Source organism: Knoellia sp. AC549 (assembly GCF_979258975.1).
Map to the genome: position 1 here is coordinate 768,610 of NZ_OZ409890.1, position 19,514 is coordinate 788,123.

Annotated in this window: 20 protein-coding genes, 1 tRNA gene and 2 pseudogenes; 7 read left to right on the forward strand and 16 right to left on the reverse strand. The window is 68.9% G+C overall.

What is annotated here, in order from left to right; all coding sequences use genetic code 11:
* Window positions 1–45: 45 nt before the first annotated feature.
* The 11 genes and pseudogenes from rpoB to ACZZ98_RS03755 all read right to left on the reverse strand — a co-directional run bounded on the left by rpoB (window position 46) and on the right by ACZZ98_RS03755 (window position 11,184).
* Window positions 46–3,534: a DNA-directed RNA polymerase subunit beta gene (gene rpoB / locus ACZZ98_RS03705; RefSeq protein ID WP_463514986.1), complete on the reverse strand. Its 3,489-nt coding sequence runs from the start codon at window positions 3,532–3,534 to the stop codon at window positions 46–48.
* A gap of 434 nt (window positions 3,535–3,968) precedes the next feature.
* Window positions 3,969–4,356, reverse strand: a pseudogene (rplL, locus tag ACZZ98_RS03710) (50S ribosomal protein L7/L12).
* Between the two features lie 77 nt (window positions 4,357–4,433).
* A complete protein-coding gene (gene rplJ / locus ACZZ98_RS03715) occupies window positions 4,434–5,075 on the reverse strand; it encodes a 50S ribosomal protein L10 (protein ID WP_463514987.1) in 642 nt (213 codons plus the stop codon).
* A gap of 375 nt (window positions 5,076–5,450) precedes the next feature.
* Entirely contained in the window at window positions 5,451–6,245 is a 795-nt protein-coding gene (locus ACZZ98_RS03720) for a hypothetical protein (RefSeq protein WP_463514988.1), read from the reverse strand.
* Window positions 6,246–6,439: 194 nt separating this feature from the next.
* The gene (locus ACZZ98_RS03725; protein WP_463514989.1) at window positions 6,440–7,255 is read right to left on the reverse strand and encodes an SCO4651 family lipoprotein; all 816 of its coding nucleotides are present in this window, start codon (window positions 7,253–7,255) and stop codon (window positions 6,440–6,442) included.
* Between the two features lie 113 nt (window positions 7,256–7,368).
* Window positions 7,369–8,091, reverse strand: coding sequence for a 50S ribosomal protein L1 (gene rplA, locus ACZZ98_RS03730; protein ID WP_463514990.1), 723 nt, complete (start codon window positions 8,089–8,091; stop codon window positions 7,369–7,371).
* A 142-nt stretch (window positions 8,092–8,233) separates the two neighbouring features.
* Complete coding sequence (gene rplK, locus ACZZ98_RS03735) at window positions 8,234–8,668, reverse strand: 50S ribosomal protein L11 (protein WP_463514991.1); 435 nt, start codon at window positions 8,666–8,668, stop codon at window positions 8,234–8,236.
* Window positions 8,669–8,739: 71 nt separating this feature from the next.
* Window positions 8,740–9,693, reverse strand: coding sequence for a transcription termination/antitermination protein NusG (gene nusG / locus ACZZ98_RS03740; protein ID WP_463514992.1), 954 nt, complete (start codon window positions 9,691–9,693; stop codon window positions 8,740–8,742).
* A gap of 72 nt (window positions 9,694–9,765) precedes the next feature.
* The gene (gene secE, locus ACZZ98_RS03745; protein WP_463514993.1) at window positions 9,766–10,038 is read right to left on the reverse strand and encodes a preprotein translocase subunit SecE; all 273 of its coding nucleotides are present in this window, start codon (window positions 10,036–10,038) and stop codon (window positions 9,766–9,768) included.
* A 31-nt stretch (window positions 10,039–10,069) separates the two neighbouring features.
* Window positions 10,070–10,142 (reverse strand) — tRNA-Trp (locus ACZZ98_RS03750).
* A 151-nt stretch (window positions 10,143–10,293) separates the two neighbouring features.
* Window positions 10,294–11,184 carry a hypothetical protein gene (locus ACZZ98_RS03755; protein WP_463514994.1) on the reverse strand — a complete coding sequence of 297 codons (891 nt, stop codon included), beginning with the start codon at window positions 11,182–11,184 and terminating at the stop codon, window positions 10,294–10,296.
* A 122-nt stretch (window positions 11,185–11,306) separates the two neighbouring features.
* Between ACZZ98_RS03755 and ACZZ98_RS03760 the strand changes: the two genes are divergently transcribed.
* From ACZZ98_RS03760 to ACZZ98_RS03785, 6 genes are read left to right on the forward strand one after another with little or no spacing between them, the layout of a single operon-like run.
* Window positions 11,307–12,602 carry an aspartate aminotransferase type Ic gene (locus tag ACZZ98_RS03760; RefSeq protein ID WP_463514995.1) on the forward strand — a complete coding sequence of 432 codons (1,296 nt, stop codon included), beginning with the start codon at window positions 11,307–11,309 and terminating at the stop codon, window positions 12,600–12,602.
* Window positions 12,603–12,606: 4 nt separating this feature from the next.
* Window positions 12,607–13,137, forward strand: a complete 531-nt coding sequence (locus ACZZ98_RS03765; RefSeq protein ID WP_463514996.1) for a DUF5709 domain-containing protein — start codon at window positions 12,607–12,609, stop codon at window positions 13,135–13,137.
* A complete protein-coding gene (locus tag ACZZ98_RS03770; RefSeq protein WP_463514997.1) occupies window positions 13,134–14,174 on the forward strand; it encodes an adenosine deaminase in 1,041 nt (346 codons plus the stop codon). The genes ACZZ98_RS03765 and ACZZ98_RS03770 overlap by 4 nt, the downstream gene beginning before the upstream one ends.
* 49 nt (window positions 14,175–14,223) lie before the next feature.
* Entirely contained in the window at window positions 14,224–14,934 is a 711-nt protein-coding gene (locus ACZZ98_RS03775) for a hypothetical protein (RefSeq protein WP_463514998.1), read from the forward strand.
* A 57-nt stretch (window positions 14,935–14,991) separates the two neighbouring features.
* Window positions 14,992–15,240: a biopolymer transporter Tol gene (locus tag ACZZ98_RS03780; protein WP_463514999.1), complete on the forward strand. Its 249-nt coding sequence runs from the start codon at window positions 14,992–14,994 to the stop codon at window positions 15,238–15,240.
* 31 nt (window positions 15,241–15,271) lie between these two features.
* Window positions 15,272–15,775: a metallophosphoesterase family protein gene (locus ACZZ98_RS03785; RefSeq protein ID WP_463517713.1), complete on the forward strand. Its 504-nt coding sequence runs from the start codon at window positions 15,272–15,274 to the stop codon at window positions 15,773–15,775.
* A 21-nt stretch (window positions 15,776–15,796) separates the two neighbouring features.
* Here ACZZ98_RS03785 and ACZZ98_RS03790 read toward each other — a convergent pair whose 3' ends face one another.
* The gene (locus ACZZ98_RS03790; RefSeq protein ID WP_463515000.1) at window positions 15,797–16,294 is read right to left on the reverse strand and encodes a MarR family winged helix-turn-helix transcriptional regulator; all 498 of its coding nucleotides are present in this window, start codon (window positions 16,292–16,294) and stop codon (window positions 15,797–15,799) included.
* 134 nt (window positions 16,295–16,428) lie between these two features.
* Between ACZZ98_RS03790 and ACZZ98_RS03795 the strand changes: the two genes are divergently transcribed.
* Window positions 16,429–17,142 carry an FMN-dependent NADH-azoreductase gene (locus ACZZ98_RS03795; protein ID WP_463515001.1) on the forward strand — a complete coding sequence of 238 codons (714 nt, stop codon included), beginning with the start codon at window positions 16,429–16,431 and terminating at the stop codon, window positions 17,140–17,142.
* Here the strand turns inward: ACZZ98_RS03795 and ACZZ98_RS03800 are convergent.
* The 4 genes and pseudogenes from ACZZ98_RS03800 to ACZZ98_RS03815 all read right to left on the reverse strand — a co-directional run bounded on the left by ACZZ98_RS03800 (window position 17,090) and on the right by ACZZ98_RS03815 (window position 19,460).
* A complete protein-coding gene (locus tag ACZZ98_RS03800; protein WP_463517714.1) occupies window positions 17,090–17,494 on the reverse strand; it encodes a secondary thiamine-phosphate synthase enzyme YjbQ in 405 nt (134 codons plus the stop codon). The genes ACZZ98_RS03795 and ACZZ98_RS03800 overlap by 53 nt on opposite strands.
* 15 nt (window positions 17,495–17,509) lie before the next feature.
* Window positions 17,510–18,580 (reverse strand): annotated as a pseudogene (locus tag ACZZ98_RS03805) (UDP-N-acetylmuramate dehydrogenase); the annotation flags it as partial.
* The gene (locus ACZZ98_RS03810; protein ID WP_463515002.1) at window positions 18,580–19,002 is read right to left on the reverse strand and encodes a MaoC/PaaZ C-terminal domain-containing protein; all 423 of its coding nucleotides are present in this window, start codon (window positions 19,000–19,002) and stop codon (window positions 18,580–18,582) included. The pseudogene ACZZ98_RS03805 and the gene ACZZ98_RS03810, both read right to left, overlap by 1 nt.
* On the reverse strand, window positions 18,999–19,460 hold the full coding sequence (locus tag ACZZ98_RS03815; protein WP_463515003.1) for an FAS1-like dehydratase domain-containing protein: 462 nt from the start codon (window positions 19,458–19,460) through the stop codon (window positions 18,999–19,001). Before ACZZ98_RS03815 ends, ACZZ98_RS03810 begins: the two co-directional genes overlap by 4 nt.
* Between the last annotated feature and the right edge of the window lie 54 nt (window positions 19,461–19,514).

Genomic DNA, 19,514 nt, shown 5'->3' on the forward strand with positions numbered 1-19,514 from the left:
TGCGCACCGGCCGCTCAACGCGGACGGGAGCACACGGCATACCGGTCAGACCTCTTCGACCGAACTGGGCTCGCGGCGCGACAGGTCGATCCCGAGCTCCTCGGCCGCACGGAAGACGTCTTCCTCGGCGTCGTGCATCTCGATCGCCTGGCCATCGCTGGACAGGACCTCGACGTTGAGGCAGAGGCTCTGCATCTCCTTGATGAGCACCTTGAAGGACTCGGGGATGCCGGGCTCGGGGATGTTGTCGCCCTTGACGATGGCCTCGTAGACCTTCACGCGACCGTTGACGTCGTCCGACTTGATGGTGAGCAGCTCCTGCAGCGCGTAGGCCGCGCCGTAGGCCTCGAGCGCCCACACCTCCATCTCACCGAAGCGCTGGCCACCGAACTGGGCCTTACCGCCGAGCGGCTGCTGGGTGATCATCGAGTACGGACCCGTGCTGCGTGCGTGGATCTTGTCGTCCACGAGGTGGTGCAGCTTGAGGATGTACATGTAGCCCACCGACACCGGCTCCGGGTACGGCTCGCCGGAGCGGCCGTCGAAGAGCGGCGTCTTGCCGGAGCCGTCGATGAGACGGACGCCGTCACGGGTCTCGCGGGTGCTGTCGAGCAGACCGACGATCTCGTTCTCGCGGACGCCGTCGAAGACGGGCGAGGCGACACGGGTGCCGGGCTCGGCGCTGCGGGCGTCGTCCGGGATGAGGTTGGCCCACTCGGGGTTGCCCACGATCTCCCAGCCGCGGCTCGCGGCCCAACCCAGGTGCAGCTCGAGGATCTGGCCGATGTTCATGCGACCGGGGACACCGAGCGGGTTGAGCACGACGTCGACCGGCGTGCCGTCCTCGAGGAACGGCATGTCCTCGACGGGGAGGATCTTGGAGATGACGCCCTTGTTGCCGTGACGACCGGCGAGCTTGTCGCCGTCGGTGATCTTGCGCTTGTTGGCAACGTGGACGCGCACCAGCTGGTTGACGCCCGGGGGCAGCTCGTCGCCCTCGTCCTTGTCGAACACCTTGACGCCGATGACCGTGCCGGTCTCGCCGTGAGGCACCTTGAGGGACGTGTCGCGGACCTCGCGCGCCTTCTCACCGAAGATCGCACGGAGCAGTCGCTCCTCCGGCGTCAGCTCGGTCTCACCCTTGGGCGTGACCTTGCCGACGAGGAGGTCGCCGTCGCGGACCTCGGCACCGATGCGGATGATCCCGCGCTCGTCGAGGTCGGCGAGGACCTCTTCGGAGACGTTGGGGATGTCGCGGGTGATCTCCTCGGGGCCGAGCTTGGTGTCGCGGGCGTCGACCTCGTGCTCCTCGATGTGGATCGAGGAGAGGACGTCGTCCTGCACCAGACGCTGGCTGAGGATGATCGCGTCCTCGTAGTTGTGGCCCTCCCACGGCATGAACGCCACGAGCAGGTTGCGGCCCAGAGCCATCTCGCCACCGTCGGTCGCAGGACCGTCGGCGATGAGGGCACCCTGCTCGACGCGGTCACCCTCGGAGACGATGACGCGCTGGTTGTAGCTGTTGCCCTGGTTGGACCGGGTGAACTTGTCGATCCGGTAGGTGCGCGACGTGCCGTCATCGGCAGCGACGGTGACGAGGTCCGCAGAAACTTCAGTGACCACGCCCGCCTTCTCGGCGACGACGACGTCACCGGAGTCGACCGCGGCGCGCAGCTCCATGCCCGTGCCGACGAGCGGCGCCTCGGCCTTGACCAGCGGCACCGCCTGACGCTGCATGTTGGAACCCATGAGCGCACGGTTGGCGTCGTCGTGCTCGAGGAACGGGATGAGCGCGGTCGCGGCCGAGACCATCTGTCGGGCGGAGACGTCGATGTAGTCGACGTCGTCGGCCGGGATGTACTCGACCTCGCCACCCTTGATGCGCACGAGGACACGCTCGCTGGAGAACCGCTCGCCGGTGGTGTCGAGCGCGGCGTTCGCCTGGGCGATGACGTGCTCGTCCTCCTCGTCAGCCGACAGGTAGTGGATCTCGTCGGTGATGCGACCCTTGGTCACCTTGCGGTAGGGGGTCTCGATGAAGCCGAAGGCGTTGATGCGGCCATAGGACGCGAGCGAGCCGATCAGACCGATGTTGGGACCCTCAGGGGTCTCGATCGGGCACATGCGGCCGTAGTGCGACGGGTGGACGTCACGGACCTCCATGCCGGCGCGGTCACGGGAGAGACCACCCGGGCCCAGCGCGGACAGACGACGCTTGTGCGTCAGCCCGGAGAGCGGGTTGTTCTGGTCCATGAACTGCGACAGCTGCGAGGTCCCGAAGAACTCCTTGATCGAGGCCACCACGGGGCGGATGTTGATCAGGGTCTGCGGCGTGATCGCCTCGACGTCCTGGGTCGTCATCCGCTCGCGGACGACGCGCTCCATCCGCGACAGGCCCGTGCGGACCTGGTTCTGGATGAGCTCGCCGACGTTGCGCAGACGACGGTTGCCGAAGTGGTCGATGTCGTCGGTCTCGACGCGGATCGCGACGTCCTCGCCCTTGCGACGGCCCGGCAGGGTCTCGTCGCCGTTGTGCAGGGCCACGATGTACTTGATCGTCGCGACGATGTCGTTGACGTTCAGGGTGGAGTCGGTGAGCTCGCCCTCGATGCCCAGCTTCTTGTTGATCTTGTAGCGACCAACCTTGGCCAGGTCGTAGCGCTTGCCGTTGAAGTAGAGGTTGTCGAGCAGGTTCTGCGCGGCCTCGCGGGTGGGCGGTTCGCCCGGACGGAGCTTGCGGTAGATGTCGAGCAGCGCGTCGTCCTGGCCCTCGGTGTTGTCCTTGTCGAGGGTGAGCTCGATCGACTCGTAGCCGGCGAACTCCTCGCGGATCTGCGCCTCGGTCATGCCGAGCGCCTTGAGGAGGACGGTGACCGACTGCTTGCGCTTGCGGTCGACGCGGACGCCGACCATGTCGCGCTTGTCGATCTCGAACTCGAGCCAGGCACCCCGGCTCGGGATGATCTTGGCGGTGTAGATGTCCTTGTCGGACGTCTTGTCGGGAGTGCGCTCGAAGTAGACGCCCGGGCTGCGGACGAGCTGCGAGACGACGACCCGCTCGGTGCCGTTGATGATGAACGTGCCGCGCTCGGTCATGAGCGGGAAGTCGCCCATGAAGACGGTCTGGCTCTTGATCTCACCCGTGGTGTTGTTCATGAACTCCGCGGTGACGAACAGGGGCGCGGAGTAGGTCTGGTCGCGCTCCTTGCAGTCCTCGATGGAGTACTTGAGCTCCTCGAAGCGGTGGTCGCGGAACGAGAGCGACATGGAGCCGCTGAAGTCCTCGATCGGGGAGATCTCTTCGAAGATGTCCTCGAGACCCGAACGCTCCGGGACGTCGTCGCGGCCGGCAGCGCGCGCCGTTGCGACACGCTCCTGCCACCGCTCGTTGCCGAGGAGCCAGTCGAAGCTCTCGGTCTGCAGTGCGAGGAGGTCGGGGACCTCCATGGGCTCACGGATCTTGCCGAACGAGAGACGGCCCGTAGCCGTCATTGCGGTGGTCACGATCTTGGACGCGGTGCGCGAGGCAGCCAAGGATGGTCCTTCCACTGGCCATGTGTTTTTACGGTGGTCGCACGACCCAGGACCAGTCCGCTCACATCAGGAAACCGAACTCCCCGTGCAGTAGCCGGGATGCGGCAGGGGCACGGCGGAGGTCGCTCGACGAGAGCGGAGAGAGGTCATGGGCAGGGCAAAGCAACAGCATAGACCTAAAGGGCGCAACAGTCCAACCCTGTCCAATCCCGCAAGGAGCGCGGGACGCGGGTCCGGCCAGCCGTCGTGCGCGAGAAGCACACGGTGTGACCCGGAAAGGATGACTGGCGCAGCGGCGCACGTCAAGCCCTCACGCGGCATACCTGACGCATGACCCGAGAATGAAGGGCCCGGACATGCGGAACGGGCGGGACGGATCCAGTGGATCCGTCCCGCCCGTTCGCGGAGTGCTTCAGCCTCGGTGGAGGCTCAGGTCACTTGACTTCGACGGTCGCGCCTGCGGCCTCGAGCTGCTCCTTGGCCTTGTCGGCCGTGGCCTTGTCGACCTTCTCGACGACGGCCTTGGGGGCGCCATCGACGAGGTCCTTGGCCTCCTTGAGACCGAGGGAGGTCAGCGAACGGACCTCCTTGATGACGGCGATCTTCTTGTCGCCGGCGGCGGTCAGGATGACGTCGAACTCGTCCTGCTCCTCCGCGGCGGCGGCGTCGCCGCCACCACCGGCGGGGGCTGCGGCAACCGCGACGGGCGCGGCGGCGGTGACGTTGAAGGTGTCCTCGAACTGCTTGACGAACTCAGAGAAGCTCGATGAGGGTCATTTCCTTGAAAGCCTCAAGGAGCTCGTCGGTGCTGAGCTTGGCCATGATGGCGTCCTTTCTACTTCGGTGTATGCCGTGAGTGGCGGTGGTGTTTTTCCTGGGACCTCAGCGTGTGCCGGGTCTCAGGCGTCGTCGCCACCCGTGGCGACGTCTGGGGTTGCCTCGGCCGCAGGTGCGGCGTCGGCGGGGGTCTCCTCGGAAGCGACCTCGGGCTCGGCCTCGGCCTCGGGAGCGGCCACGGCCGGACCCTCGGTCTCGACCTTGGCACGCAGCGCGTCGACGACCCGAGCGGTCTGCGACAGCGGCGCGGCGAAGAGGTAGACAGCCTGGCTGAGCGATGCCTGGAGGGCGCCGGCCAGCTTGGAGAGGAGCACCTCGCGGGACTCGAGGTCCGCGAGCTTGGTGATCTCCGCGGCCGAGAGCGCCTTGCCGTCAAGCAGGCCGCTCTTGATCACGAGGAGGGGGTTTGCCTTGGCGAAGTCACGCAGGCCCTTGGCGGCCTCGACCGGGTCGCCATCGACGAAGGCGATGGCGGAGGGTCCGACGAGCTGCCCGTCGAAGGCCGTGACTCCGGCCTCCTTGGCGGCGAGCTCGGTCAGCGTGTTCTTGACCACGGCGTAGGTCGCGTTGCCACGAAGGGCGCCACGAAGGTCGGTGATCTGCTTCACCGAGAGCCCGCGGTACTCCGTGAGGACAGTGGCGTTGGAGCTACGGAACTTCTCCGCGAGCTCGGCGATCGCCGCGGTCTTGTCTGCACGAGACATTCGGGCCTCCTTCCGTCGGTACGACCAGCGGTGAAGGTCCACGAAAGAGAAATGAGCCCCGGCGCAGGACGCGGGGCTCAAGCAGACGCGACGGTTGAGGTCGCCTGTGGTTGAAACTTACGCCTGCGCTGGTTGCCCGCTCTCGCGGAACCTTCGGTCTGGTGCGGATGCACCCGACAACCGGCGGTCTTTGGTCAAGGGACACAGTAGACGGGCGAGAGCCCGGCGACCAAATCCACCCCTCCCCCGCCCTCACGCCGACACCTGCCCCCACCATCCCCATCGCCTGCGCATTATCGGGTGACCCGATAAAGGGGCGCTCCACCCGAGCTGGCAACTCGGGTGGAGCGGGACGAACTCGGGTGGAGCGGTGGGTCAGCCCGCGGGAGCGGACGGGAAGCTGATCGGACCCACCTGGTCGGCGGGAGGCTCGGTGATCTCGACCTTCTTGCCCCAGTCGCCGTAGGTGACCTTGATCGACTGGTTCGACACCGTGGTCGAGATGGTGACGGGACGGTCGTCCTTGTCGAGGACATAGGTCATCGTCAGAGGTGGGGTCGAGGCGCTGGCCGACGGACTCGGCGTGGGGGCGGTGGTGCCCAGGGCCTTGGCTGCGTCGACGCTGAACTCGTAGGTGGAGTTGCCACCCTCGCTCGACTTGAGCGTGGCCTTGGTGCCCTTGAGGTTCTCGGCCATCTTGGTCGGGTCGCTGATGCCACCCTCGGCGATGCCCTTGAACATCTGGCTGATCGGGTCGCTCGCCTTGGGGTCGATCTTGACCCAGGGCTTGGCCTGGTCCGGGAGCCCCTTGAGGTAGACGAAGTCCCCCACGGCGATGATCTCCATCTTGGAGCCCTCGACCGGGACGGTCGTGTGCTGTTGGAGCTGGCCGTCGACGTACTTGAAGTCGCCGGAGGCCTTCTCGCCGCCGGTGTCCATCGACATGGTGCCGCTGCCGGCCTTCTCCATGGCGGCGACCATGCGACCCGCGAGCTCGCCGGCGTCGATCGTGTCGCCTGCCTTGCCCGGGTCGGCCTTGTCGCCCTGGGCCTTGTCGCCCTGGGCGGTGGGCGTGTCGGCGGCGCCCTCGGACGAGCCGCACGCGCCGAGCGCGAGCAGGCCCGCGAGCGCGAGGGCAGGACCGCCGGAGCGGCGCATCGAGATCTTCATGGGTTCCCTCCCGGTTGAGTCCCTCGAGACTATCCGCGAGGTCTGGGAGCGACGAATGCGGCCGGTCAGTCAGCTCTGAGGGCAGCCGGGACCATGGTCTGGGTCACCGTGGCGCTGCGGTGAGGTGAAGCCAGGTTGTCCGAGATCGACGGTGGCCAGGCGTCGGCCACGCGGGTCGCTACTCTGCCGACCGGTCACATGACGTCTGCGAAGGTCGCCACCTTGTCGGCCGGCGGCGCCACGACGTCCACCGGCTCGCCCCACCCCGAGTACGTCATGTCCACGGTCATCTCGGCGGCGCCGGTGAGCTCGATCCTCGTCGGCAGGTCGTCTGCCCCGATGGTCTGGCGGAGGGTGAGGGGCTTCATCACGGAAGGCGTGGGCATCGGAGTGTCGCCCATCCCCATCTCCTCGAGTCGCTTCCTGGCCATGGACAGCTGCTGGTCGGCGGACATGGTCACCTCGTAGGTCGTCGTGCCGTCCTTGACCTCGATGACCTTCGCCTTGAGTCCCTCGATGCCCGCGAGGGAGGACGTCGGGTCGGCCGACTCGGCGACCTGCCGCAACGCCGGGCCCATCATCTTGCTCATGGGGTCGTCACCCTCGGGGTCGATCTTCACGAACGTCTTGCCCGCAGGCAGGTTGGGGAAGCCGCCCATGTACATCACGCCGCCGACGAGGATGATGTCCACGCTGCGACCGTCCATGCTGGTCTGGATCTTCATCGCAGTGTCGGCCCCGTCGAGGCGCATCTGACCGGACATCGATCCTCCACCCGCCTCGCCCGTGAGGGTGAAGGTCTTCTTGGCCTTCATGGCGGTCACGGAGGCCGCGAAGGGTTCCGTGAGGTCGACCGTGTCCCCCACCTTGACCTGCGGCGTCTCGGCCACGGGTTGGTCGCTCGCCGAGGAGCCGGTCGGGCTCCCTGACGTGGCCGATCCGCAGGCGCCGAGGGCCGCGGTCAGGGCGAGGGCTGCGAAGGCAGCGCCGAACGAGCGGGTGACGGTCATGGGATCCCCTGCGACAAAAGTGGCCGCGCCTTGCGGCGATACCCAGACTAACCAGCCCACGGACGAAGCGGCCCCCGTTCCGGAGAACGAGGGCCGCTTCGGGTGCGAGCAGGTCAGGCGTCGGCCTGAGCATCCTCGTCGAGCAGGTTGCGGGTCTTGGTGAAGTCCAGCGGGATGCCGGGGCCCATCGTCGTCGACAGGGTGGCCTTGCTGATGTAGCGGCCCTTCGACGAAGCGGGCTTGAGGCGCAGGATCTCCTCGAGCGCGGCGGCGTAGTTCTCGACGAGCTTGCTCTCGTCGAAGGACACCTTGCCGATGATGAAGTGGAGGTTGCTGTGCTTGTCGGCACGGAACTCGATCTTGCCGCCCTTGATGTCGGTCACGGCCTTGGCCGTGTCCATCGTGACGGTGCCGGTCTTCGGGTTGGGCATGAGGCCACGCGGACCCAGGACCTTGCCGAGACGACCGACCTTGCCCATGAGGTCAGGGGTGGCGACGATCGCGTCGAAGTCGAGCCAGCCGCCGGCGACCTTCTCGAGCATGTCGTCGGAACCGACGTAGTCGGCGCCGGCTGCGCGAGCGGCCTCGGCCTTGTCGCCGTTGGCGAAGACGAGGACGCGGGCGGTCTTGCCGGTGCCGTGGGGCAGGTTCACGGTGCCGCGAACCATCTGGTCGGCCTTGCGCGGGTCGATGCCGAGGCGCATGGCGACCTCGACGGTCTCGTCGTACTTGGCCTTGGCGCCGGCCTTGGCGAGACGGACGGCGTCCCTGGGGGCGTAGGCCTTGTCGGTGTCGATCTTCTCCGCGGTGGCGCGGTAGCCCTTGCTGCGCTTCATGTTCTCTCCTGAGATTTCGGTGTTGGAGTCGTGGTGCGGGCCAGCGCTGGCCCTCCCACCGCTTCACTCAGGTGAGTGAAGCTCTTCGGTATGCCGCCCGCTCGCCTGAGCGGGCGGCATACCGAACGTTCGTGTTCGAGACCTAGACGGCGGTCTCGATGCCCATCTGACGCGCGGTGCCGGCGATGATCTTCATCGCGGCGTCGATGTCGTTGGCGTTGAGGTCGGGCATCTTCTGCTCGGCGATCTCGCGCACCTGGTCCTTGGTCAGCTTGGCGACCTTGGTCTTGTGCGGCTCGCCGGAGCCCTTCTGGACGCCCGCTGCCTTCTTGATCAGCTCGGAGGCCGGCGGGGTCTTGGTGATGAAGGTGAACGAGCGGTCTTCGAAGACCGTGATGACGACGGGGATGATGTTGCCCCGCTGGTGCTCGGTCGCAGCGTTGTAGGCCTTGACGAACTCCATGATGTTGACGCCGTGCTGACCGAGGGCCGGGCCGACGGGAGGAGCCGGGGTCGCCGCACCAGCCTGGATCTGCAGGTTGATGTAGCCGGAGACCTTTTTGCTCTTGGGAGGCATGCTGTGTGTCCTTTTGTTGGTTGTGGGCCCACGCCTTGGGCGATGACCCGGTTGCAGTGCGGTCGCTCAGGTCAGAGCTTGGAGACCTGGCTGAACGACAGCTCGACCGGGGTCTCCCGGCCGAAGATGGAGACGAGGACCTTGAGCTTCTGGCCCTCGGCGTTGATCTCGGAGATCGTCGCCGGCAAGGTCTCGAACGGACCGTCCATGACGGTCACCGACTCGCCGACCTCGAAGTCGACGAGCGGGGTCTTGGCAGCGGAGCCCGCACCCGAGCCGGACGCGTCCCCACCGGCGGCGGCAGCCGCAGCCAGCTCGAGCTCGGCCGGCTTGATCATCGTGTAGACCTCGTCGAGGCTGAGCGGCACCGGCTGGTGCGCGTTGCCGACGAAGCCGGTCACCCCGGGGGTGTGGCGCACGGCGCCCCAAGACTCGTCGGTGAGGTCCATGCGGACGAGGACGTATCCGGGCATCCGGACCCGGCGGACCAGCTTGCGCTGACCGCTCTTGATCTCGGTGACCTCCTCCATGGGGACCTCGATCTCGAAGATGTAGTCCTCCATGTTGAGGGACTGGATCCGGGTCTCGAGGTTGGTCTTCACGCGGTTCTCGTAGCCGGCGTAGGAGTGGATGACGTACCAGTCGCCGAACTTGGAGGCGAGGTCCTCCTTGAAGGCCTTGACCGGGTCGATGTCGGTCGGGACGACGTCGCCGTCCTCGTCGGACTCGGTGGTCGCGGCCTCGAGGGTGCTCTCGCCGTCCTCGTCGGTGCCGCTGTCGTCGGTGCTGCTGTCGTCGCTCTCGTCGGTCTCGGTGTCCGTGGCGGCCTCGTCGTCGTCCTCTGCGGACTCGCCGGCCTCGCGGTCCTCGGGACCGTCGGAGGGCGTGTCGAGGAACGCGGGAGCGGTGTCGCCGAGGGTCAGCGACTCGCGCTGGGCAGCGCTGTCGGTCTCGTCGACGGCGAGGGTCTCGGGAGTCGCCGTCTCGTCGGCAGTGTCGCCGTCAGACGTCGTGTGGTCGGACACGTGCAGACCTACTTCCTGTACAGCGTTGAGTTCACAGTGGTGCGGGCGCGCCTCTCGGACGCGACCAGGGGCTCAGCCGCCGTCGCCGAAGACGAGGGCGACGAGCTTGCCGAAGCCGTAGTCCATGCCGGACACGAGCGCCATCATCACCGTCACGAAGACGATGACGACGATCGTGTAGCTCCACAGCTCGGAGCGCGTCGGTCGGACGACCTTGCGCAGCTCGTCGAGGATCTGGCTGATGAACAGACCCAGGGACCCGAAGAGCCGTGACACGGCGTTGCGACCGTCGCCCGAGCTCTTGCTCGCACGTCGTGAGTCGCGGGACTCGCCCACTTCCGTCACAGTTCCTCTTCTCCGAGATGATCTGAACCTGCAGGGCAGGAGGGACTCGAACCCCCAACCGCCGGTTTTGGAGACCGGTGCTCTACCAATTGAGCCACTGCCCTAGGAACGCACCCGCTGGGACGGTGGTTCCGAGGCGACCGCAGGCATGACGAATCATGGTGCGATCACCGAGGGAACAGCATACGGGACGCCCCGGCCCGACGCGAAACGCATCGGACCGGGGCCCCTCTCGCCGGGACGAAGGGTCCGTTCTCAGCCGACCGGCTTGAGCGGAACCTGACCCCAGAGGATCCGATGGTTGGACGTGGTGCAGTCCTGCGTCTGCGGATTCCCGTCCTTCCAACAGGTCTGCTCGGTTCCGCCGCTCGCACGTGAGCCCTTGACCGAGGCGAAGATGTAGTCGAACTTCCTGGCTTCGTCCCCCCCACCGATGGTCGGCTTCCCGCCGCGGTTGGCCGTGCCGGCGCCGGCCATCTGGTGCAGCTCGCGGAACTCACCCTTGTGGTCCTTGCCGACGCCGTAGAGGTTGTCCATCGGATAGGTCTTGGGCAGGGTGTTGAAGTCGCCACCGACGATGACGACGTCCTTCTGGCTGACGACCGGGCTCAGCGCGGCCTTCATCGCTGCCGTCAGGGTGTTGCGCTGACTCTGGGAAGCCTTGGCTGCGATGAGATGGGTCGAGCAGGCGCGGATGTCCCGACCGTTGCGGGTGACGTCCAGGCATGCCAAGCCGTAGGTGTGCCCGTCGATGGGCTCGGCGTTGAGGATCACCGGCGGAGCGGCCGCCGCACCTGAGCCGGTCCAGACGGTGGCTTCGCCGACCGACTCGTTCGTCCCGCACTTGGCCGCGGTGCGGCGGGGTCGGAAGGTCGTGTAGCCGAGGTCGTCCTGCAGCCGCTTCACCATCGACGAGCACACCTCCTGCAGCAGGACGAACTCCGGACCCTGCGTCGCGTTGGCCTTGCGGATCGCACCACCCAGCGCCGAGGGCTTCTTGGCGACGTTGTGGGTGATGACGCGGATGGAGTTCTCTGCGGCCTCGGCGGGTGCCGCGCTGGTCGTGGCGCTGACCCCGATGGCGCCGGTCAAAGCCAGCGTGGCCACCGCGAGGGTGGCTCCGTGTCGGGTGGTGGGCAGTCTCATGGGGGTTCCCTCCAGTCATGGCGGGCGCATTCGGCCCGCCGTGCTTCCACCCTCGCGACAACCCACGTCTCGCGCCATGGGGAGGGCTGCCCTGCGCGGTCCGGTTCTGGGACGATGGGTCGGTGACCGAGCAGAGCACCCTCGCCCCCCTGTCGTCCCTCTCCCCCGCGGACCTCGAGGACTTCCTCGAGAGCCAGCGCACGGCATACGCCGCACTCCGAGATCGCGGGCTGAAGCTCGACCTGACGCGTGGCAAGCCGTCGGCCGAGCAGCTCGATTTGTGCAACGAGCTCCTCGCGCTGCCCAAGGGGCACAAGGACGGCAGCGGGACGGACGTGCGCAACTACGGCGGCCTGTCCGGGCTGCCCCAGCTGCGGGCCATGTTCGCCGACCTCCTGTGGGTGGAGCCGGAGCAGGTCGTCGCGGGCGGCAACTCGAGCCTGACGATGATGCACGACTGCCTCGTCCAGCTCCTGCTGCACGGCGGACCCGACTCCCCGCGGCCGTGGGTGCAGGAGGAGAGCGTGAAGTTCATCTGTCCTGTCCCGGGCTACGACCGCCACTTCACCATGCTGGCGTCCTACGGCATCGAGATGGTCACTGTGCCGATGCACGACGACGGACCCGACGTCGAGGCCGTGCGCGAGCTCGTCAAGGACCCCGCGGTCAAGGGCATCTGGATCGTCCCGACCTATGCCAACCCGTCGGGCTCCACCTGCTCGCAGGAGGTCGCGAGCGCGCTGGCCTCGATGGACACTGCGGCGCCGGACTTCCGGATCTTCTGGGACAACGCCTACGCCTTCCACCACCTCACCGAGGACGAGGCCAAGAGCGCCGACATCATCACGCTGGCCTCGGGCTCCGGGCACCCGAACCGGCCGCTGATGTTTGCCTCGACCTCGAAGATCACCTTCGCCGGCGCGGGCGTCGCGTTCCTCGCCGCCTCACAGGCCAACATCGACTGGTACCTCGGGCACCAGCAGTACGCGTCCATCGGGCCCGACAAGGTCAACCAGCTGCGGCACATCCAGTTCTTCGGCTCGGCCGACGGGGTGCGCGAGCACATGACCAGGCACCGCGACATCCTCGCGCCGAAGTTCGCAGCCGTCGACGCCGCGCTCGAGTCGGCCCTCGCTGGCCGTGGGGTGGCGACGTGGTCGAAGCCCTCGGGTGGCTACTTCGTCAACCTCGACGTCCTCGACGGCACGGCGTCGCGGGTCGTCGAGCTGGCCAAGGCTGCGGGCATCGCGCTCACCCCTGCCGGCGCCTCCTTCCCTCGTGGCGTCGACCCGAACGACCGCAACATCCGGCTCGCCCCGTCATTCCCCGTGCTGGCCGAGGTCGAGACGGCGATGGCCGGCGTCGCCACCTGCGTCCTCCTCGCCGCCGCCGAAAAGCTTGCCGGCGTGAAAGGCTGAGGTCATGAGCGACCAGCCTGGAACCGAGAACTTCGACACCGACCTGGGCTCGATGAGCCTCGATGACGACGTCGACTCCGGCAGCGGACAGCCCGACCTGCTCGACGCGAGCGAGGGCGACAACTTGCCGGTGTCGCCTCCGGACCTGCAGCCGCGCAACACCGAGTGGGGCACCACCGGGGCCGAGCAGGCCCAGGAGGAGACCATCGACCAGCGCATCGCGCAGGAGGTGCCGGACCCCGACTCCGCCTACGGAGCCCCGGACAACGAGTCAGGTCTCGACGAGCCCGCCGCCGTCGGTGGCGACGACCCTGACGCGATCCCCGCCGATCAGGACTTCCTCGGCGACCCGAGTGAGCCGGTCGACGGCGGGTCCCTGGTCTCCCCCGACGAAGGGGTGGGCCCCGACGAGGAGGCGTCCCTCGTGGCGGAGGAGAGCGCGGACGGTGCGGACGGCGTGGAGGGCGGCCCGGGAGCCGGACCCGACTACGCCGTGTCGGCGGAGGAGTCGGCCATGCACATCGTCGAGGATTGACCGCGCCCGCCCGCTCCACGGCGACCCTGCCCAAGGCGCACCTGCACCTGCACTTCACCGGGTCGATGCGCATCGAGACGGTGCGCGAGATGTCGGCAGCACACGGGTTGCGGCTGCCCTCAGCCCTCCGGGGCGACTGGCCGGTGACGTTCGAGACCCGCGACGAGCGTGGCTGGTTCCGATTCCAGAGCCTGTATGACGCCGCGCGTGCCTGTGTGCGCGGCGAGGACGACATGCGACGCATCGTGCGCGAGGCTGCGCTCGACGACGGCGCCGAGGGCTCACGCTGGCTCGAGATCCAGGTCGACCCGACGTCCTACGCACCGTTCGTCGGAGGCATCACCCCTGCCCTGGAGATCGTGCTCGACGAGGCAGCCTCCGTGTCGCGGGAGGCGGGCGCCACCCAGGTGGGCGTGGTCGTGGCGGCCTCGCGGATGCGCCACGAGCTCGAGTCCCGCACCCTGGCGCGGTTGGCTGCCCGGTATGCCGGCGAGGGGCCGGGTGCCGTCGTGGGCTTCGGACTGAGCAACGACGAACGACGCGGTGACACGGAGTCCTTTGCTCCTGCCTTCGCCATTGCTCGGCGAGCCGGGCTGGCGCTGGTCCCTCACGCGGGCGAGCTGCTGGGACCGGACGCGGTGGACCGAACGCTCACGTCGCTCAGGCCGGACCGCCTCGGCCACGGGGTGCGTTCGGTCGAGGACCCGCGGACGCTGGACCGGGTGGTGGCCGAGGGCGTCGCTCTGGAGGTGTGCCCCGGCAGCAACCTCTCGCTCGGCGTCTATGACGAGCTTGAGGACGTGCCGCTGCGCCGGCTCGTCGAGGCAGGCGCCACGGTGGCGCTGGGGGCGGACGACCCGTTGATCTTCGGGTCGCGCCTGGTCGCGCAGTACGAGGTGGCCCGGCTGCTCGACTTCTCGGACGCCGAGCTGGCCGAGCTGGCCCGCGGCTCGCTGAGGGCGTCGCGGGCACCTGAGGACGTCAGGGCAGTGGCCCTCGCCGACATCGACGCCTGGCTCGCCACGGAGTCCAGCTGACTCGGCCGACCCTTCCAACCCGGGTGGCATGGGCGCCTAGGTTGGGGTGATGCAGTCAGCCCCGACCTCCCCCCTGCTGCCTGCCGCCGTCCCATCCTTCCCAGGGCTTGCGGACCTGGTCGGCCGGGTCGGTGGTCAGGCGCTCGCAGTGGCCTTCGGGGCGGCTGCACGCCTGCGCGGCACGCGGGCGCTGCACCCGGTCGGCTTCTGCGGTACCGGCTCTCTGACGGTGGACCCGGGTCCCCCCAGTGGGGTGGTCATGCTCGACGGACCCGGGCCGCACCCGTGCCTGGTTCGCTGGTCGCGCGCCACCGGGCTGCGCAAGGGGCCTGACCTCGAGGGTCTCGCCGTCCGGCTGCAGGGTCCCGCATCCGGGGACGTGCTCGTCGCCTCGACCGGCACCGGCGTGCTGACCCGCCACGTGCTCATGGTGCGCCGGCGACATCACCACGGACCTCTCACCACCCTGCTCCCGCTCAGCACCCCGGCGGGTTCGCTTCTCCTGCGCTTCGACCCCCTGGCGGTGCGGGACGATCCTCCAGCTGCCTATCGGCTCCTCGTCTCCGCGCCCGGACGGCCGTGGCACGAGCGTGGCCGACTCGACATCACCTGGACCGACACCGACTGCAGTCGACGCCACGACCCCGTCGGTCACCCCCCGGCCGGGACGTGGACGCACCTGCTGTGGGCGCGACTGCGCGAGCCTTCGTATGCCGCGTCCCAACGCGTGCGTGCCGAACCCGAGGAACCGCGTGGCTGAGACGAAGGCCGGCGCCGAGCAGCACCCCGAGCGGTGGCTCGTCGTCAACGGGCGCCGGTGGCGACGGCAGGATCCTCGCTGCCGCCGGACATCGCGGAGCGACTGTTGTCGCACCTGGGCCGGGGTCGCTCCGGCGTGCGGTCGGCGACCCGAGCGGGTGAGGACCCTGCTCCGGCACGTCGTCGGGTGGACCTCGCCAAGCACGGGCTCGGCGAGCGGGGAACCCCCTGGTGGGAGCAGGATGGTGACGAGCGGCGGCGCCGCTGGGAGGAGGCGTTGACCGACCTTGACCGACTCGACGGATGACCCGAGAGCCCCGGCACCTGCCGGCTCCGGGCTGCAGCTGCTGCTCCTGGCCGACACCCACGTCCCGACTCGTGCCCGCGACCTCCCGGCGCAGGTGTGGACGGCGGTGGACGCGGCCGACGTGGTCGTGCACGCCGGAGACTGGATGAGCCCGGCCCTGCTCGACGCTCTCGAGGCGAGAGCGCGGCGGCTCGTCGGCGTGTGGGGCAACAACGACGGACCGGAGCTGCGTCGGCGTCTCCCCGAGGTGGCTAGGGTGGAGCTGGGCGGCATGGCGTGGGGCGTGGTCCACGAGACGGGCGGCAGGGCGCGGCGCGAGGAACGGATGCGGGCGGCATACCCCGATCTCGACGTGCTCGTCTTCGGACACAGCCACATCCCGTGGGACACCGAGCACGATGGCCTTCGGCTGCTCAACCCCGGGTCGCCCACCGACCGGCGCCGCCAGCCGCACTGCACCTATCTCACGTGCACGGTGGCCGATGGAGCCATCACTGCTCTCGAGCTGCACGCCCTGCCGGCCCGGACCAGCTGACCTCGGCGTCGTCGGCGCGCGTCAGCAGTCGGGGACGGGAGCGGAGCACGCCGAGTGGTCCGTTGGCTCGCCCGCAGTGACGCGGGCGAGCAGCGACCGGAACAGCTCGACCTCGTCATCGGACAGGCCCCCCAGGACGTCGCGCTCGACCGCCCGGATCCGCTCCGACGAGCTGCGCAGCGTCCGGTTGCCCTTCGCGGTGAGGATGACCTGCCGCGCCCGGCGGTCGTTGGGGTCCGGCACCCGGCTGACCATCCCCGCCGACTCGAGGTCGTCGACGAGGTGGGTCATCACCGTGCGGTCCAGTCCCAGCCTCAGGGCGATCGTGGCCTGGTTGCCGCAGGCTCCCTCGGCGGCAGTGGAGAGGACCTGGAACCCTCGCGGGCCGCCGGGCAGGGCCTCGACCGCACTGCGCGCGCCCTCGAGATAGCGCCGCAGCAGGGCCCCCAGGGCCTGCCCCAGGTCGACCGCTGCGGCGGCGCGTGGCTCCTGCTCCGGAGCATCGATGCCTGTGGCCATGCGTTCGAGTCTAGCGGGAGGGCAAGGTTTCACGATCATCAGTTTGCACGATGATCGTTTTTATAGACTATCGTTCCTGAAGAGCACTGCGCTCGACCCCTGCGAATTCACCCCCCACGACCCAGGAGCACACCATGACCACGATCTTCCGACTGGACTCCAGCATCCGCACCGAGGGCTCGGTCAGCCGCGCCGTCGCCGACACGCTCGTGGCCTCGATCACCGAGGCGGAGGACCCGGGCACCTCGGTGGTCCGTCGTGACGTCGGGCTCCACCCCCTGCCCAACGACGCGTGGTCGACCTCCGCCTTCGCGGGCTTCGTCCCCGAACCCGACCGAACGGCCGAGCAGGTGGCCGCCCAGGCCCTCGCGACCGAGCTCGCGGACGAGGTGGTGGCCGCCGACGTCGTCGTCGTCGCGACCTCGCTCTACAACTTCGGCGTCTCGCAGCACCTCAAGACCTGGATCGACACGATGATCACCGACCCGCGGTTCGCGCCGGGCAGCGAGAGCGTCAAGGGCAAGCCGGCCTTCCTCGTCGTCGCCCGAGGCGGCGGCTACGGCGAGGGAACCCCGCGCGAGGGCTGGGACCACGCCACGGCATACCTCCGGCGCATCCTCGAGGACGTCTGGGGCCTCGACCTCGACGTCATCGAGACCGAGCTGACCCTCGCAGAGGTCACGCCGCAGATGGCCGAGCTGCGAGACCTGGCGCGCCAGCAGCTGGCCGAGTCGCACGACGCGGCCCGTGCCGGCGGCCGCTCGGTCACCCTCAAGCTTCCGCAGCGCCGCGTAGCTAGCCGGCGAGGAAGTCGAGTCGGACACTGCGGTCGTGGTTGTCGACGTTGAGGTCGACCAGGCAGATGCTCTGCCACGTGCCCAGGGCGAGGCGTCCGGCCTCGACGGGGACGCTCGCGTAGGGCGGGACCAGGCCCGGCATGACGTGTGACCGCCCGTGGCCCGGGCTGCCGTGCCGATGACGCCACCGGTCGTCGGCCGGCAGCAGGTCGGCGAGCGCTGCGAGCAGGTCGTCGTCCGAACCTGCCCCGGTCTCGATGATCGCGATGCCGGCGGTGGCATGCGGCACGAAGACGTGCAGCAGGCCGTCACCGCACTCGCGCACGAAGTCCGCACACCGCTGGGTGAGGTCGAGGACCACGTCCTCGCCTCCGGTGCGCACCTGCAGGGTCGACGTCTTCATCCGTGCCTCTCTCAGAAGCTCGTGGCCGACGAGCACCGGCTCGTTGACCAAGGTGACACCGAACCGGTCGTGCACGCCGTCGCGGACCTGCCGGGCCAGCGCTGCGACGTCGGCGGCCGTCGCGGACCCGCGGTTGGTGACTGCAAGGGTGTGCTTCGTCGACAGTGCGGCGGGACCCGGCATACCGAAGCCCTTGCCGAAGCCTGCCTTGTCGATCAGCCAGGCGGCGCTCGTCTTCACGGCGCCACTGTCGTCCGGGAACCGCGGTGGCGTCGGGCCGTCGGCACCGAGCTCGCGTCGCACCCGGGACTCGAGGGCCTCGAAGCGGTCCGGAGACAGGATCGGGTTGGTGAAGAACGAGCCGCAGCTCCAGGTGTCGTGGTCGGCCGCGTCGAGGACCATGCCGCGTCGGCGCCGCTGCTCGAGCACCGCCTCCCGCGCGTCGGCGAGCGGCACGCGCGTGCCGACGTCGACACCGAGCCCGGCGGCGAGGTCGGCATAGGCGATCGGCTGCGACAGGTCGGCCACCCTGAGCTGGAAGGTCACGTCGAGCACGACGAAGTTTGAGCTCGACTTGAAGAGGGAGTGCCGGTAGGTGAAGTGGCACTGGGAGGCGCTCATGGTCCGCACCTCCTGGGTGCCGCGGTCCCAGACCCGCACCCGCGCGATCGTCTGCGAGACCTCCTGGCCGTAGGCGCCCACGTTCTGCACCGGCGTGGCACCGGAGGAACCGGGTATGCCGCTCAGCGCCTCGATCCCGGACCACCCCTGCGCGACCGCTTGCGTGACGACGTCGTCCCAGACCTCGCCGGCGGCGACGCGGACCATCGCGCCACCACAGGAGTCGTCGGACTCCACCTCGATCCCGGACGTCGCCACCTTGACGACCGTGCCGGCGAACCCGGAGTCGGAGACGACGAGGTTGGAGCCACCACCGAGGACGAGCAGGGGCTCCTGCGCGTCGTCGACCTCGCGGACGGCGTCGACGACCTCGTCGATCGTCTCCGCGACGACGAGCCGCTGGGCCGGGCCACCCACACGCATCGTCGTGTGCTCGGACAGCGGGGCGTCGTGGGACTCCTGCATCAGTCGAGCTGGACGACGGCCGTGCACCGACCGAGGACCTTGGCACCACCGGAGGTGACGGTCACGTCGATGGTCGCGCGACGAGTGTCGGGGTCGACGGCCTTGACCGTGCCGTCGATGAGGACCTCGGTCCCGGCGGCCGGCACGACGACCGGCTTGATGAAGCGCGACCCGAACTCGACGACCCGCCCCGCTCCCCCGGCCCACGCGGACACGACCGAGCCGGCCGCGCCGAGCGTCCACATGCCGTGGGCGATGACGTCGGGCAGCCCGACGGACTTCGCGAAGTCCTCGTCCTGGTGGATGGGGTTGCCGTCACCCGAGGCGCGGGCGTAGGCGACCAGGGTGTCGCGCCCGACGGGCACGGTCACGGGGCCGAAGACGTCGCCGGGCTCGGTCTCTGCTGCGGTGCGGACGCTCACGTGTCCTCGCCTCCTCGGACGACGATCGTCGACGTCGACGTGCACACGGGCTCGCCCGCTGCGCTGAGCTCGGTGCGGGTCGTGATCATGGCGTGGCCACCAGCCATCCGGATGGAGTCCACGGTGGTCTCACCGAGAAGCTCGTCGCCGGCCGTGATCGGGCGGTGGTGGACCAGACGCTGCTCACCGTGGACCACGCGGTTGTAGTCGATGCCGGCCTCCGGGTCGACGATGTAGACGCGGTCGCAGTGCTGCGCGATGGCCACCGCCAACGTCGGGGAGGCGATGACGTCGGCGTAGCCGGCCGCGCGGGCCACCTCGGCGTCACGGTGCATGGGGTCGTCCGAGCCCACCGCATCGGCGAAGGCAGCAATCTGGTCTGCGCTCACGGCATACGGGCCGCTCGGAGGATAGGTGCGCCCCTCGAAGGCGACATTGACGGTCGGACTCTCGCTCATGCGCCCCACTCTAGAGACTGAGGAACGACGAAGCCGCCCGGCACCGTGAGGTGG